Below are 14,654 nucleotides of genomic sequence, written 5' to 3'. Positions count from 1 at the left end.
TGCTGACCATCCGGAAGTTCTAGCCCCCGTCGTCTAGCGGCCTAGGACGCCGCCCTCTCACGGCGGTAGCGTGGGTTCGAATCCCATCGGGGGTACAGAAGTAAAAGCGCTCAGTTCTCATGAACTGGGCGCTTTTGCGTTACCTGGACACAGCGCCCTCCCGCCACTCCCTTCACCACGGCAGAGTGGCTCTGGGTGTCGAACGTCACGCCGGCGTGCCGGCCGTCGGATTTCGACGCGACGCGGGCCCGCCACGCCGGGCGCTCAACCGTGTGCTGAGATTCGCCTCACAGTCGGCGGGTGAGCGCGTCGGCGGCGGCGAGCAGATCGGCGGCCCAGCGGGCTCCGGGTCGCCGGCCCATGCGGTCGATCGGTCCGGACACCGACACCGCGGCGATCACGGCGCCCCGGCCGTCGCGCACCGGTGCCGAGACGCTGGCCACACCGGGCTCACGCTCGGCGGCGCTCTGCGCCCAGCCGCGCTTGCGGACCTCGGCCAGCGTGCGGTCGGTGAACTTGGCGGCCGGCAGCACCGCCTGCTGGGTCGCCGGGTCGGCATAGGCCAGTAGCACTTTGGCGCCCGAACCGGCCGTCATCGGGAGGTGGGTGCCCACCGGCACGGTGTCGCGCAACCCGGCCGGAGGCTCCAGCGCCACCACGCAGACCCGGGACTGCCCTTCGCGCCGGTACAGCTGCACGCTCTCGCCGGTGATCTCGCGCAGGCGGGGCAGGACCGCGGCCCCGGCCGCCAGGAGCGGATCGTTGACGTGGGAGGCCAATTCGGTCAATGCCGGGCCGAGCCGCCAGCGTCCGTCGCCGTCGCGGGCCAACAGGCGGTGGGTTTCGAGCCCGGCGGCCAACCGGTGTGCGGTCGCCCGCGGCAGCCCGGTCCGCTCGCAGAGTTCGGCCAGCCCGCAAGGTGACTCGGCCACGGTGTGCAGCACACCCACGGCTTTGTCGAGAACGCCGATGCCGCTATCATTTCTCACAGAGAGATACTAGCGTCTCGCATTGTGAGATGGCAGATGAGATGGCGACAGTAACTCCCAGCCCTGGCGGACTCTTGATGCAAGCCCGCATTGCCGTTAATCGAATCGAGAAGTAGCGATGGACCAATCGACACAGACATCCGTGAAGCCGCGCACCCTGGCCGAGAAGGTTTGGGAAGACCACGTCGTGGCGCGCGGTGAGGGAGAGGGCGCAGCCAGAGAGCCCGATCTGATCTACATCGATCTGCATCTCGTGCACGAGGTCACCAGCCCGCAGGCGTTCGACGGCCTGCGATTGGCGGGCCGGCCGGTGCGACGGCCTGACCTGACGATCGCCACCGAGGACCACAACGTGCCCACGGTCGACATCGACAAGCCGATCGCGGATCCGGTTTCTCGCACCCAGGTCGAGACATTGCGGCGCAACTGCGAGGAATTCGGCATCCGGCTGCACCCGATGGGCGATGCGGAACAGGGCATCGTGCACATCATCGGCCCGCAGCTGGGGTTGACGCAGCCGGGCATGACGGTCGTGTGCGGGGACAGTCACACCTCGACCCATGGTGCGTTCGGCGCCATCGCCATGGGCATCGGCACATCCGAGGTCGAACACGTGATGGCCACGCAGACACTGCCGCTCAAGCCGTTCAAGACCATGGCGGTCAATGTCGACGGCGTGCTGCCGCCCGGCGTGAGCGCCAAGGACATCATCCTGGCCGTGATCGCCAAGATCGGCACCGGCGGCGGCCAGGGCCACGTCATCGAATACCGGGGCAGTGCCATCGAGGCGCTGTCCATGGAAGGCCGGATGACGATCTGCAACATGAGCATCGAGGCCGGGGCGCGGGCCGGAATGGTCGCTCCGGACGAGACCACCTTCGAGTTCCTCAAGGGCCGTCCGAACGCTCCCGAGGGGGCCGACTGGGACGCCGCCATCGCGGCGTGGAGCCAGTTGCGTACCGATGAGGGCGCCGAATTCGACACTGAGGTCTACCTGGACGCCGCCACGTTGAGCCCGTTCGTGACGTGGGGCACGAACCCGGGGCAGGGAATCCCGCTGTCGGCGTCGGTCCCGGATCCGGAGTTGATGGGCGACGACGGAGAGCGTCAGTCGGCGGAGAAGGCTTTGGCCTACATGGACCTTCGGCCCGGGATGGCGATGCGCGACATCGCCGTGGACACCGTGTTCGTCGGGTCCTGCACCAACGGCCGGATCGAGGACCTGCGGGTTGTCGCTGACGTGCTGCGCGATCGCAAGGTCGCCGACGGGGTTCGGATGCTGGTCGTGCCGGGCTCGATGAGGGTCCGGGCCCAGGCCGAATCGGAAGGTCTCGACCGGATATTCACCGCCGCGGGCGCCGAATGGCGTCAGGCCGGCTGCTCGATGTGCCTGGGCATGAACCCCGATCAGCTGTCCCCGGGGCAGCGCTGCGCCTCGACTTCCAACCGGAATTTCGAAGGCCGGCAGGGTAAGGGGGGCCGCACCCACCTCGTCTCGCCGGCCGTCGCGGCAGCCACCGCAGTACGCGGAAAGCTGGCGTCCCCTGCCGATCTGCCTGCCGCGTCCCGCTGAGAGGAACCCAAGAATGGAAGCGTTCAACACTCACACCGGCATCGGCGTCCCGCTGCGGCGGTCCAATGTCGACACCGACCAGATCATCCCCGCCGTCTATTTGAAGCGGGTCACCCGAACGGGTTTCGAGGACGGATTGTTCGCCGCGTGGCGCACGGATCCGTCGTTCATTCTGAATCTCCCGCCATTCGACAAAGGCTCGGTGTTGGTCGCCGGACCCGATTTCGGCACCGGATCATCACGCGAACATGCCGTCTGGGCGCTCATGGACTATGGCTTCCGGGTGGTTATCTCATCTCGTTTCGCCGATATTTTCCGCGGCAACGCCGGCAAGGCCGGGCTATTGGCGGCTGAAGTCGCTCAAGATGATGTCGAGCTCTTATGGAAGCTGATCGAGCAGAATCCTGGGCTGGAAATCACTGTGAATCTTCAAGATCGAAATATCGTCGCCGGAACGGTTGTGGTGCCGTTCAGAATTGACGACTACACGGCTTGGCGCCTGCTCGAGGGACTCGACGATATAGGCCTTACGCTGCGGAAACTCTCGTCGATCGAGGAGTACGAGAAGCACAGGCCGAGCTGGAAGCCGCGCACTCTGCCGGCCTGATCCGGGGCCTTGTACGGGTGCTTCTGCGCCCGAATTCGCCGCCTGCCGAACCGGTTCTGGACCCGGCCTGGCGGAGTCCAAGTGGGGCAAGCGGATTGCCAGATTGTTCGCTAGCTACGCCTGAAATTGCGCGTGGCTCTTGGAAATCAGTGGTCACAGGGTTTACCGTGTCCTCTAGTCGGTCCAAGGAGGACCACTGGTTTCGGAGGTTTTGAATGAACAAAGCGGAGCTCATCGACGTACTCACAACCAAACTGGGCACCGATCGTCGGCAGGCTACCGCCGCGGTGGAGAACGTTGTGGACACCATCGTCCGCGCGGTGCACAAGGGTGACAGTGTCACGATCACCGGCTTCGGTGTGTTCGAGCAGCGCCGCCGCGCTGCCCGTGTGGCGCGCAACCCGCGTACCGGCGAGACGGTGAAGGTCAAGCCCACCTCGGTGCCGGCTTTCCGTCCGGGTGCACAGTTCAAGGCGGTTGTCTCTGGCGCGCAGCGTCTCCCGTCTGACGGTCCCGCCGTCAAGCGCGGCGTGACCGCGGGCCCGGCCAAGCGCGCCGCTGCCAAGAAGACCGTCGCCAAGAAGGCGCCGGCCAAGAAGGCCGCGACCAAGGCACCGGCCAAGAAGGCCGCGACCAAGGCACCGGCCAAGAAGGCCGCGACCAAGGCTCCCGCCAAGAAGGCCGCGACCAAGGCTCCCGCCAAGAAGGCCGCGACCAAGGCTCCCGCCAAGAAGGCCGCGACCAAGGCTCCCGCCAAGAAGGCCGCGACCAAGGCTCCCGCCAAGAAGGCCGCGACCAAGGCACCGGCCAAGAAGGCCGCGACCAAGGCTCCCGCCAAGAAGGTGGCTGCCAAGAAGGCGCCGGCCAAGAAGGGCCGCAAGTAATTACGGTAAAGGCACGTCGTGAGCCGTAGGTCAGCTCACGACGTGCCTTTCCTCGTGTTGGTCTAGCTGCCGGGAGGCAGCGGACTGCCGAGGTGATCCGCAGCGATCAGCCGGCCGTCCGCCATCGACAGCACCCAGGTGCTGCCCTTGCGATTTCCGGTCGTCTGCGGGCGAACCTGTGAGCGCGAGCACCACCACGAGATGAGATCGGGAATCACCTTGCCCTGGGTGCAGATCACGGGCGTCCCCGCCCGGGTCGCGAGTTCGAGCACGCGGTTGCGACCGGCCTTGTGGTCGGAGTTGTAGGCCTCCTCGGTCAGCGCCGGCTCATTGTGGATGTCCACGCCGAGTTCCTGGGCCAGGGGTTCCAGGGTCTGATGGCAGCGCAATCGATCGGCCGCGTAAAGCGTTGTGGCACCGAATGCCGATAGTTGGGCGACCAGGGCCTCGGCCTGTGCCCGGCCCTTCTTGTCCAGCGGACGCTTGCGGTCATCGCCCTTGAAACGTGATCGCCGTCCGGCCGTACCGTGCCGGACGATCAGCACCGTCTTGGTATCGGGTGGCTGTTTTGCGAAGCGCCGCAACACTTTTCGATCGTGCGGGTAAACCAGTTGATCCGCTGCCGCATGCACCGGCAGCCAGATGAGCTTGTCCACCTCGTCGTTGGGGGTGAAGTCACCTCCCGTCGCGCGGGCAGCCCAGTACCAGACCCTTTTGGTCCCCTGTGGGATGTCGTACGAGATCGAGCCGAGCCGTCGACCGAGCTGCGCGGTGTAGCCCGTCTCCTCGTGGACCTCGCGCACGGCGGCCACCGGATCGGTTTCGTCGAGCTCGACCTTGCCCTTCGGCAGGGACCAATCGTCGTACCGCGGGCGGTGGATGACGGCCACCTCGGTCACGGCTACGCCCGCGGCGTCCTCGCCGCCGCGCCACAACACGGCGCCCGCCGCGGGCACCAGCTTGGTGCCCGGCTTGGCCGCCTTCGTGCTGTCGTCGGACACCTCAACTCCTGCAGGTCATTCACCGGCCAGGGCAGTCGGCCCGGTGGGGATCAGGGGTGCCGGTGACGTTCCATCAGCGACACCTGGTGGTCGCGGACTGTCTGCCCCTCCTGGGGCAGCGCTGTCCAGTGACCATCGTGTCGCAACTCCCAGCACCGGGTGGCCGGATCCATCGCGGACTCGAACACCTCGTTGAGTTGCGCGGTCAGCCTCGGATCCTTGACCTGAGCCATCACTTCGACACGGCGGTCGAGATTACGATGCATCATGTCGGCACTGCCGATCCAGAACTCGTTGGTGGCGCGGAAGTGAATAATCCGCGAGTGCTCGAGGAAGCGCCCCAGGATCGAGCGCACCCTGATGTTGTCGGAGTATCCGGGAACGCCCGGGCGTAGGGCGCAGATGCCCCGGACCACGATCTCGACCGGGATGCCGGCCTGCGACGCCCGATAGAGCGCATCGATCACCTGCTCGTCCACCAGGGCATTGGCCTTCAACCGGATTCCGGTCGTGGCCCCCTCGTGATGCGCGGCGATCTCGCGATCGATGCGCTCGATGATGCCCTTGCGCACACCCCGCGGTGCCACCAGCAGATTGCGGTAGGAGTCCTTGCGCGAGTAGCCGGTCAGGGAATTGAACAGGTCGGTCAGGTCAGCGCCGATGTCGGGATCGGCGGTGAGCAAGCCGACGTCTTCATACAGCCGCGCGGTTTTCGGGTTGTAGTTTCCGGTGCCGATGTGGCAGTAGCGCCGGATCGTCGACCCTTCACGCCGCACCACAAGGCAGGTCTTGCAGTGGGTTTTCAGGCCGATCAATCCGTAGACCACGTGTACCCCGGCTTGTTCGAGAGCCCTGGCCCACTTGATGTTGGCCTGTTCGTCGAAGCGGGCTTTGATCTCGACGAGCGCGACCACCTGCTTGCCGGCCTCGGCCGCGTCGATCAGCGCGTTGACGATCGGTGAATCGCCGGAGGTGCGGTAGAGAGTCTGTTTGATCGCCAGCACGTTGGGGTCGGCCGCGGCCTGCTCGATGAAGCGTTGCACCGTGGTGGAGAACGAGTCATACGGGTGGTGCACCAGCACGTCCCCGTCGCGCAGCGTCGAGAAGATGCTCTTGGGGGTCTCACGCTCGCCGAAAGCCGGTGGGGTGGCGGGCACGAACGGCCGATCCTTGAGGGCGGGCCGGTCCACGGCGTAGATCTGCCAGAGCGCGGACAGATCCAGCAGCCCGGGCACCTCGATCACGTCACTCGGGGCCACATCCAGTTCCCGCAGCAGCAATTCGAGCATGCTCTCGGTCATGTCGTCCGACACTTCCAACCGGACCGGCGAGCCGAACCGCCTCCGGGCGAGTTCCCGTTCGAGCGCTTGCAGCAGATCCTCGTCGCGGTCCTCTTCGACCTCGAAGTCGGCGTTGCGGGTGATCCGGAACGCGTGGTGCTCGACGATCTCCAGGCCGGGGAACAACACCGGCAGGAACGCGGCGATGAGTTCCTCCATCGGCAGGAACCGCACCACGGTCGATCCGTCGGTCGGTGCGCTCAGCTCCACGAAGCGCCCGACGTTGTCGGGGACCTTGATCCTGGCGAAGTGCTGCCCGCCGTCTTCGGGATGTTTGACGGTGATGGCCAGATTCAGGCTCAGCCCGCTGACGAACGGGAACGGGTGCGCCGGGTCCACCGCCAGCGGGGTCAGGACCGGAAAGACCTGTTCGTGGAAGTAGGTGGAGAGCTTTGCGCGCTCGGCCTCGTCGAGCTCGGCCCAGTTGACGATGACGATGCCCTCTTCGGCCAGCGCCGGGCGGACCGAGCTGAGGAACACATTGGCATGACGGCTGGCGATCTGCTGGGTGCGTTCGTTGATGCGGCGCAGCTGCTCGCGCGGCGACAGACCGTCGGCCGAGCGCACCGAAAGCCCCATCTCGTCGCGGCGTTTGAGGCCGGCCACCCGGACCATGTAGAACTCGTCCAGATTGGACGCGAAGATCGCCAGGAACTTTGCCCGCTCGAGCAGTGGCAGTGACGGGTCTGCGGCCAGTGCCAGCACACGCGCGTTGAAGTCCAGCCAGCTCAGCTCGCGGTTGAGGTAGCGGTCCTCGGGCAGCGCGTTGTCAACGGCCGGCCAGGTGGCCGCCGGTGGAGCTTCAGGTGTCGCAGACTCGATGGGCTGCCCCGATGCGGTTGAGGTGGTGTCCCGTTCAGAGTTGTCGGACCGGGTCGTTGGCTCGGCTTCGGTGGCTTCGCTCATCTGTCCGATCATTCCCTATGCCAGGGGTGCGGGGCTACCTACTGGCGTGCCTGCCGAGGGTGCGCGCGGTTGCGGCTCCGACACCGAGGCGTCGAGCCACCTGGAGATCGTCGGGTGTGTCGATGTCGCAGCGCAGACCGGGCCACGCGCCGGTGAGTTCGATCGCACCGGAGTGCCGATGGCGCGCAGCCGAATCGGATCCGAAGTGCGGAGCCAGCGAAATGCCGAATGCGAACAGCGCAGAGGTGCCCGTGCCGTGCCGATCTCCGACGAAGCTGCGTTGGTAGCCGCGGGCCAGGGTCAGGGCCTCGGCCAGCTCCTGGGGCTGCAGGGCAGGCAGATCGCCTTGGAGAACAACGATATTCGGTGCGGTGGAGCGGAGTTCGGCCTCGGCCGCGGCGATGGCGTTGTTGAGTGGGTCACTATGACCGGGTGGTGTCGGGTCCATCAGCACCCCGGCGCCGAGTTGCCTGGCGGCGTCGGCCGCGGTGTCGTCGGGGGTGACGACTGTCACCGGGGCGATGGACGACGCGGCAGTGATGGTGTCGACGAGCATCGCCAGCACCACGGCCTCGCGGGTGGCCGCGGAGAAGATGGGCGCCAGCCGGGTTTTGGCGGCCGACAGCCGTTTCACCGCAATCACCAGCGTGACGTCAGCGGCCTGCGTTGCTGCTGCGGCGTTGTCGCTTCGGGAGCCGCTCATGGGTTCATCCTGCCAGCCCGGCCGGCGTCGGCGAGTGGCGCAGCCGCCGGGATAGGGTGAGCGGGTGGTAGAGGCTGCGGTGATGGGTGCCGGTGCGTGGGGGACGGCGCTGGCCAAGGTGCTGGCGGACGCGGGTAACCCGGTGACGATGTGGGCCCGGCGCCCCGAGGTTGCCGACGAGATCAACACCGAACATCGCAACAGTCGCTACCTCGGCGACGTCGTGCTCCCCTCGACGATCAGGGCCACCAGCGATCCGGCCGAGGCGCTGGCCGGCGCCTGCACGGTGTTGCTCGGGGTTCCCGCGCAGCAGCTGCGGGCGAACCTGGAGGGCTGGAAGCATCTGATCGGTGACGACGTGACGCTGGTGAGCCTGGCCAAGGGAATCGAACTCGGCTCACTCATGCGGATGAGCCAGGTCATCGTCCAGGTGACCGGCGCCGATCCGTCCCGGGTGGCGGTGGTGACCGGGCCGAACCTGGCCAGCGAGATCGCCGACGAGCAGCCCGCGGCCACCGTCGTCGCGTGCAGCGACTCCGGCCGCGCGGTAACACTGCAACGCGCCCTGGCCACCGGATACTTCCGGCCCTACACCAACGCCGATGTGATCGGTGCCGAGGTGGGCGGGGCCTGCAAGAACGTCATCGCGCTGGCCTGCGGAATGGCCGTCGGTGTGGGGCTGGGGGAGAACACCGTTGCCGCCATCATCACGCGCGGCCTGGCCGAGGTGATGCGGTTGGGTATCGCGCTCGGCGCCACCCCCGCGACGCTGGCCGGGTTGGCCGGCGTCGGGGATCTCGTGGCCACGTGCACCTCCAGCCATTCCCGTAACCGCACCTTTGGTGAGCGGCTGGGCAAGGGCGGCACCATGGAATCGGCCTTGACCGCGGCAGGCGGACATGTGGCCGAGGGCGTGGCCTCGTGCGAATCGGTGTTGGCGCTGGCATCCAGCTATGGCGTCGAGATGCCGTTGACCGACGCCGTTCATAGGGTGTGCCACAAGGGATTGTCGGTTCACGAGGCAGTCGCAGGATTGTTGGGGCGCAGTACCAAACCGGAGTGACGGCCTCCGGACGTGAGGAGGTATCAGGTATGGACGGCATGTACGGCGATTCCACCAGGAGCGTCAAAGCCGTTGGTCTGGAATCGATTCCGGGACAACCCGTGGCCCCGATCCCGGTGCCGGCGTCGACGTACCATCTCTCGCCCGACGAGACCGAGCCGCTGGACAGCTACGGGCGCAGCTCGAACCCGTCGTGGCGACAACTGGAATCAGCGCTCGCCGAGCTGGAAGGGGCCGGCACCGCGCTCACGTTCGGGTCCGGCATGGCCGCGATCACCTCGACGCTGCGGGTGCTCGCCAAACCCGGAACCACGCTGGTGGTCCCGGCCGACGGCTACTACCAGGTCCGCCGGTATGCGGTCGAATACCTTGCACCGCAAGGCATCACGGTGATCGAGGCGAATGTCGCCGATATCTGTGATGCGGCCGCCCACGCCGACGTGGTGCTCGCCGAGACGCCGGCCAACCCCGGGCTCGACGTCGTGGATCTGCACCGGCTGGCGATGACCTGCCGCGGTCGCGGTGCCACGCTCGTAGTCGACAACACCACCGCCACACCGCTGGGCCAACAACCGCTTTCGCTGGGCGCTGACCTGGTGGTGGCCAGCGCCACCAAATCACTTTCGGGTCACAGCGATCTGGTGGCCGGCTACGTGGCGGGCAGCCAGCCCGAGCTGATGGCCGCGGTGGAGCGGGACCGGCTGCTGGCCGGGCCGATCCTGGGCGCGTTCGAGGCGTGGCTCGTGTTGCGCAGCCTCGGCAGCGCCGGGCTGCGTTTCGAACGGCAATGCCAGAACGCCGCCGCCCTGGCGCTGATGCTGCGCAGCCATCCGGCCGTGCGCTCGGTGCGCTATCCCGGGTTGCCCGAAGACCCGGCGCACGAGCTGGCGGCCACCCAGATGAAGCGGTTCGGCGGATTGGTGTCGATCGAGCTGGCCGATGCCGCGGCTGTCCATGCTCTGGTGGACCGCAGCGCCCTGCTCATCGCCTCGACCAGCTTCGGCGGGATTCACACCTCGGTCGACCGCCGGGCCCGGTGGGGTGACCCGGTGCCTGCCGGGTTCGCCCGCATCTCGGCCGGGATCGAGGACACCGAAGACCTGCTGACCGACGTCGAGCAGGCGCTTCGGACATGAAAGCCCAGGTCAGGATCCGCCGAAATGCAGGGACCGACCGGGACGGTAGCCTCTCTAGGTTGTGACAGGGCGTAATCAGACCGGATCCCGCACGCGCGTCGCCGTCGTCTACGGCGGGCGTAGCTCGGAGCACGCGATCTCCTGCGTATCGGCAGGCAGCATCCTGCGCAATCTCGACCCCGAGCGATTCGAGGTGATCGCGGTCGGGATCACGCCCGACGGTTCGTGGGTGTTGACCGACGGACGTCCCGAGACCCTCGCGATCACCGACGGTCAGCTGCCCGAGGTCACCGAGACGTCTGGTACCGAACTCGCGCTGCCCGCCGCCCCCAACCGCAGAGGCCAGCTGCTGGCGCTGAGCAACGGTCCCGGTGAGCTGCTGGCAGCCGTCGACGTGGTCTTCCCTGTGCTGCACGGCCCCTACGGCGAGGACGGCACCATTCAGGGCCTGCTGGAGTTGGCCGGGATTCCGTACGTGGGGTCGGGTGTGCTGTCCAGCGCTGCCGGGATGGACAAGGAGTTCACCAAGAAGCTCCTCGTCGCCGAGGGCCTGCCCATCGGCGACTTCGTCGTGCTGCGTCCCAACCGCGACGACTCGGTACCCACGCTCAGTCTTGAGCAGCGGGAACGTCTCGGCCTGCCGGTGTTCGTCAAGCCCGCCCGGGGCGGCTCCTCGATCGGCGTCAGCCGGGTCGCGGCGTGGGATGAACTGCCCGCGGCGATCGAGCTCGCGCGCCGCCACGATCCGAAGGTCATCGTCGAGGCCGCGGTGCCGGGCCGCGAACTGGAATGCGGTGTCCTCGAATTCCCCGATGGCAGCGTCGAAGCCAGCACATTGGGCGAGATCCGAGTGGCCGGAGTGCGCGGACGCGAGGACGGCTTCTACGACTTCGCCACGAAATACCTTGTCGACGCGGCCGAATTGGACGTGCCCGCCAAGGTCGACGACGACGTGTCCGAGGAGGTCCGCCGGCTGGCCGTGCGCGCGTTCACCGCGATCGACTGCCAGGGGCTGGCCCGCGTCGACTTCTTCCTGACCGACGACGGACCCGTGATCAACGAGATCAACACCATGCCCGGGTTCACCACCATCTCGATGTTCCCGCGTATGTGGGCGGCCAGCGGCGTCGACTACCCGACGTTGCTGACCGCGATGGTCGAGACCGCGCTGGCCCGGGGCACCGGCCTGCGCTGAAATTCAGCGCACCGGGGCCGGTGCGGGTTCCTGGGCGGTCATGGTGCGGGCGATCTGACCGGAGATCTGCTGAATGGGTGTCGGCCCCGAGCCGGCGGGCAGGGTCAGCGCGACGTACACCGGGCGGTCCACGGCATACCAGGTGCTGCGGCCCTGGTCATCGGCGGCCGGGCCGGCTTCTCCCACTCTGAACCACTGGATCTCGTCGACCACCTGCAGCGGGGTCCCCACGACGAAATCGGTGGGGCGTTCCAGCCCGCACCGCAAGACGACGGGCTCGGTGTCGGGCTCGGCACGCCAGGCCGCGGTGCCAGGAGGCGTGGGGTCGACGGTCGGGGCGCGGCGGAAATCTCCAAGCTGCTGGGGGAGTGCGTTCAGCAGGTCGTGGCACTGCTGGCTGTCGGCCTGCGGTGCCGGGATCGCCGGGATGGCGACGGGTTGCTGCTCGGGTGAGCGTTGCCGGGACGCCGCGATTCCGAGGACGGTGATCAGCACCGAGACCGCGACGACGACCGCCGCGATCAACAGGGCGCGGGGCGGTCCATCGGTGGTGTGCGAGTCGGTCACACCACCAACTCTATGGCTGGCCGGCGTTGGCGATCGGGCAGGTCAGGGTCCGGGTGATCCCGGGTACCTGCTGCACGGCGGGGACCACGTCGGACTGCAGCAGCGCCAAGGTGTCGGCAGTGATGCGCAGGACCACGTCATAGGGCCCGGTCACGTATTCCGCGGACACCACGCCCGGCAGGGCGGAGAGTTGTTTGGCGACGACTTCGGCGCGGCCCACCTCGGTCTGGATCAGCACGTAAGCCTCCACCACCGGCTATCTCCTCCGTCTCGCTGCATAAACTGCTGGCCGCAGGCACCAAACGTACCGCAGGTCGGGTTCGGGTTCAGGACGCGGCAGCCGACCGGCAGGAGGCCACATGACCGGCGACACCATCGGCAGCGATTCCGCTGACGACAACGACGACACCTTGGCAGGAGCCGGGGAATTCGCGGTCATCGACCGATTGGTCGCCGGACGCACGCAAGCCGACGCGGTGACCCTGGGCCCCGGTGACGACGCGGCCGTCGTGACGGCCGCCGATGGCCGCACGGTGGTCTCCACCGACATGCTGGTGCAGGACCGCCATTTCCGGCTGGATTGGTCGACGCCGCACGACATCGGCCGCAAGGCCATCGCCCAGAACGCCGCCGACATCGAAGCGATGGGTGCGCGGCCCACGGCATTCGTGGTGGCGTTCGGCGCCCCGTCGGACACCTCTGTCTCTGTCGCGGCGAGCGTGACGGACGGACTGTGGGACGAGGCGCGTCAGCTGGGCGCCAGCATCGCCGGCGGCGATCTGGTCAGTGCCCCCCTGTGGGTGATATCGGTCACGGTGCTCGGCGACCTCGGCGGCCGGGAACCGGTGCGCCGCAGCGGTGCCCGGGCCGGCGACACCGTGGCGGTGGCCGGTGAACTTGGTCGTTCGGCAGCCGGATACGCGCTGCTGCACCGCGGCATGGCAGGGCAGGCCGGGTTCTCCGAACTACGGCAGCGGCACCTGACCCCGCAGCCGCCCTATGGGCAGGGCGCACGCGCCGCCGACGCCGGCGCCACCGCGATGACCGATGTGTCCGACGGTCTGCTCGCCGACCTGGGCCACATCGCGACGGCCTCGGGGGTCGGCATCGACGTGGACAGGCGCCTTCTCGACGGCGATCGGCAGGCGGTCGCCGAGGCCGCCGTGGCAGTGGGTGCGGACCCCTGGGAATGGGTGCTCGGCGGCGGTGAGGACCACGCGCTGGCCGCGACGTTCCCCGGCGCGCCACCTCCGGGCTGGCGGGCCATCGGACGAGTGCTCGACGGCCCGCCGGAAGTCCTTGTCGACGGCGGCGCGTGGGCCGGAAATGCGGGATGGCAATCGTTTGACTGAGGGCTCACGCTAAGTTGGCTTTCCGTGACTGCTGCGGATGCGACGAGCGATTCAACAGGTGCACGCCCCCTCAATGAACTTGTCGAGGACGGCTGGGCCCGCGCGCTCGAGCCGGTGGGGGCGGACGTCGCGCAGATGGGGGAGTTCCTGCGCGCTGAACTCGCCGCCGGCAGGCGCTATCTGCCCGCCGGTCAGAATGTTCTGCGCGCCTTCACCTTTCCTTTCGACAAGGTGCGGGTGCTGATCGTCGGTCAGGACCCGTATCCGACACCGGGGCATGCCGTCGGCCTCAGTTTCTCGGTGGGTGCCGACGTGCGCCCGCTGCCCCGCAGTCTGTCGAACATCTTCACCGAATACGCCCAGGATCTCGGCCATCCGCAGCCGGCCAACGGTGACCTCACCCCGTGGGCGCAGCAAGGCGTGATGCTGCTCAACAGGGTGCTCACGGTGTCCCCGGGGACGCCGGCCTCGCACCGGGGCAAGGGCTGGGAAGCGGTGACGGAATGCGCGATCCGCGCGCTGGTGGCGCGCGAGCAGCCAATGGTGGCGGTGCTGTGGGGCCGTGATGCCTCGACGCTGAAACCGCTACTGGCCGAAGGTGACTGCGCGACGATCGAATCGCCGCATCCGTCGCCGTTGTCGGCGTCGCGAGGATTCTTCGGGTCACGCCCGTTCAGTCGTGCCAACGAACTGCTGCAGCAGAAGGGCGCCGACCCGATCGACTGGCGGTTGCCCTGAGCGGATCAGGGCATCGGGCCCGGCCGCTGCGGAATGGACGGCGGAGCCGGAACACCCGGTGAGGGGATCTCGATGGTGACGTCACCTGGAGAGCCTTCAGAGGTCACCGGTGCCTCGGTCGTCGAAGACGTCTCCGAGATGGTGTTGCCATCGGTGGACGTGCCCCCACACGCGGTCAGCATCGAGCCGACCGCGATGGCGGCAGCGAATGTACAGAGCGGTGCATGTGATGCACGACATAGGGCCATGACGGCAGCACGTACCCTGCCGTGCCCTTGAATAAACGAGCCGGTTGCGCGCCGGTCAGGCGCGCGACGCGCGCAACGTCAGCCGCGCGAGACCTTGCCGGCCTTGATGCAGGAGGTGCAGGCGTTCACACGCTGCTTGTTGCCACCCGGACGTGCCACGGCACGCACCGACTGGATGTTCGGATCCCAGCGCCGGCTGGTCCGCCGATGCGAGTGCGACACCGACTTGCCGAAGCCCGGGGCCTTTCCGCAGATATCGCACACGGCAGCCATATCAACAACTCCTCGAAATCAGTCCTTGGGGGGTCTGGGCCCGCTCGCCGCAAAACGGCGGGGCTCAACCCGACAACCT

General features: G+C 67.6%; 15 protein-coding genes and 1 tRNA gene. 9 read left to right on the top strand and 7 right to left on the bottom strand.

Translation table 11 applies throughout. The features are described 5' to 3' along the window. Positions 1 to 22: 22 nt before the first annotated feature. A tRNA-Glu gene (locus ACNQVK_RS25465) sits at positions 23 to 95 on the top strand. A gap of 192 nt (positions 96 to 287) precedes the next feature. Here ACNQVK_RS25465 and ACNQVK_RS25460 read toward each other — a convergent pair. Next, the gene (locus tag ACNQVK_RS25460; protein WP_029111385.1) at positions 288 to 989 is read right to left on the bottom strand and encodes an IclR family transcriptional regulator; all 702 of its coding nucleotides are present in this window, start codon (positions 987 to 989) and stop codon (positions 288 to 290) included. A 118-nt stretch (positions 990 to 1,107) separates the two neighbouring features. On the opposite strand from ACNQVK_RS25460, the gene leuC reads away from it, so the two are divergent. The 3 genes from leuC (at position 1,108) to ACNQVK_RS25445 (ending at position 4,053) form a co-directional block, all read left to right on the top strand. Further along, positions 1,108 to 2,562, top strand: a complete 1,455-nt coding sequence (leuC, locus tag ACNQVK_RS25455; protein ID WP_276128017.1) for a 3-isopropylmalate dehydratase large subunit — start codon at positions 1,108 to 1,110, stop codon at positions 2,560 to 2,562. A 13-nt stretch (positions 2,563 to 2,575) separates the two neighbouring features. After that, complete coding sequence (gene leuD, locus ACNQVK_RS25450; protein WP_409553068.1) at positions 2,576 to 3,169, top strand: 3-isopropylmalate dehydratase small subunit; 594 nt, start codon at positions 2,576 to 2,578, stop codon at positions 3,167 to 3,169. 215 nt (positions 3,170 to 3,384) lie between these two features. Continuing rightward, a complete protein-coding gene (locus tag ACNQVK_RS25445) occupies positions 3,385 to 4,053 on the top strand; it encodes an HU family DNA-binding protein (protein ID WP_409553069.1) in 669 nt (222 codons plus the stop codon). 62 nt (positions 4,054 to 4,115) lie between these two features. Here the strand turns inward: ACNQVK_RS25445 and ACNQVK_RS25440 are convergent, their stop codons facing one another. The 3 genes from ACNQVK_RS25440 to cofC are packed head-to-tail and all read right to left on the bottom strand — an operon-like array spanning position 4,116 to position 8,003. Beyond that, positions 4,116 to 5,054, bottom strand: a complete 939-nt coding sequence (locus ACNQVK_RS25440) for an NUDIX hydrolase (RefSeq protein WP_418031737.1) — start codon at positions 5,052 to 5,054, stop codon at positions 4,116 to 4,118. A gap of 50 nt (positions 5,055 to 5,104) precedes the next feature. Next, on the bottom strand, positions 5,105 to 7,312 hold the full coding sequence (locus ACNQVK_RS25435; protein WP_418031736.1) for an RNA degradosome polyphosphate kinase: 2,208 nt from the start codon (positions 7,310 to 7,312) through the stop codon (positions 5,105 to 5,107). 22 nt (positions 7,313 to 7,334) lie between these two features. Then, positions 7,335 to 8,003, bottom strand: a complete 669-nt coding sequence (gene cofC / locus ACNQVK_RS25430) for a 2-phospho-L-lactate guanylyltransferase (RefSeq protein ID WP_418031735.1) — start codon at positions 8,001 to 8,003, stop codon at positions 7,335 to 7,337. An 82-nt stretch (positions 8,004 to 8,085) separates the two neighbouring features. Between cofC and ACNQVK_RS25425 the strand changes: the two genes are divergently transcribed. From ACNQVK_RS25425 to ACNQVK_RS25415, 3 genes are all read left to right on the top strand, one after another. Then, positions 8,086 to 9,066 carry an NAD(P)H-dependent glycerol-3-phosphate dehydrogenase gene (locus tag ACNQVK_RS25425; protein ID WP_418034328.1) on the top strand — a complete coding sequence of 327 codons (981 nt, stop codon included), beginning with the start codon at positions 8,086 to 8,088 and terminating at the stop codon, positions 9,064 to 9,066. A gap of 29 nt (positions 9,067 to 9,095) precedes the next feature. After that, complete coding sequence (locus ACNQVK_RS25420; protein WP_418034326.1) at positions 9,096 to 10,202, top strand: cystathionine gamma-lyase; 1,107 nt, start codon at positions 9,096 to 9,098, stop codon at positions 10,200 to 10,202. A gap of 61 nt (positions 10,203 to 10,263) precedes the next feature. Beyond that, positions 10,264 to 11,397, top strand: coding sequence for a D-alanine--D-alanine ligase family protein (locus tag ACNQVK_RS25415; RefSeq protein ID WP_418031734.1), 1,134 nt, complete (start codon positions 10,264 to 10,266; stop codon positions 11,395 to 11,397). Positions 11,398 to 11,400: 3 nt separating this feature from the next. On the opposite strand, the gene ACNQVK_RS25410 is transcribed toward ACNQVK_RS25415, so the two are convergent. Together ACNQVK_RS25410 and ACNQVK_RS25405 are read right to left on the bottom strand one after the other, a co-directional pair. After that, positions 11,401 to 11,964, bottom strand: coding sequence for a DUF3515 domain-containing protein (locus ACNQVK_RS25410; RefSeq protein WP_418031733.1), 564 nt, complete (start codon positions 11,962 to 11,964; stop codon positions 11,401 to 11,403). A gap of 10 nt (positions 11,965 to 11,974) precedes the next feature. After that, positions 11,975 to 12,217, bottom strand: a complete 243-nt coding sequence (locus ACNQVK_RS25405; RefSeq protein ID WP_418031732.1) for an Lrp/AsnC ligand binding domain-containing protein — start codon at positions 12,215 to 12,217, stop codon at positions 11,975 to 11,977. A 106-nt stretch (positions 12,218 to 12,323) separates the two neighbouring features. Here ACNQVK_RS25405 and ACNQVK_RS25400 point away from each other — a divergent pair, with 106 nt between their 5' ends. Then, on the top strand, positions 12,324 to 13,316 hold the full coding sequence (locus ACNQVK_RS25400; RefSeq protein WP_418031731.1) for a thiamine-phosphate kinase: 993 nt from the start codon (positions 12,324 to 12,326) through the stop codon (positions 13,314 to 13,316). Between the two features lie 24 nt (positions 13,317 to 13,340). Further along, a complete protein-coding gene (locus tag ACNQVK_RS25395; RefSeq protein WP_418031730.1) occupies positions 13,341 to 14,054 on the top strand; it encodes a uracil-DNA glycosylase in 714 nt (237 codons plus the stop codon). A 326-nt stretch (positions 14,055 to 14,380) separates the two neighbouring features. Here the strand turns inward: ACNQVK_RS25395 and rpmB are convergent, their stop codons facing one another. Continuing rightward, complete coding sequence (gene rpmB, locus ACNQVK_RS25390; protein ID WP_003881125.1) at positions 14,381 to 14,575, bottom strand: 50S ribosomal protein L28; 195 nt, start codon at positions 14,573 to 14,575, stop codon at positions 14,381 to 14,383. Positions 14,576 to 14,654: the final 79 nt, after the last annotated feature.

The organism is Mycobacterium sp. 134, assembly GCF_048282715.1.
Lineage (GTDB): Bacteria > Actinomycetota > Actinomycetes > Mycobacteriales > Mycobacteriaceae > Mycobacterium > Mycobacterium septicum.
Note: the sequence above shows the minus strand (reverse complement) of the source record. Positions and strands in the feature narration are given on the sequence as shown.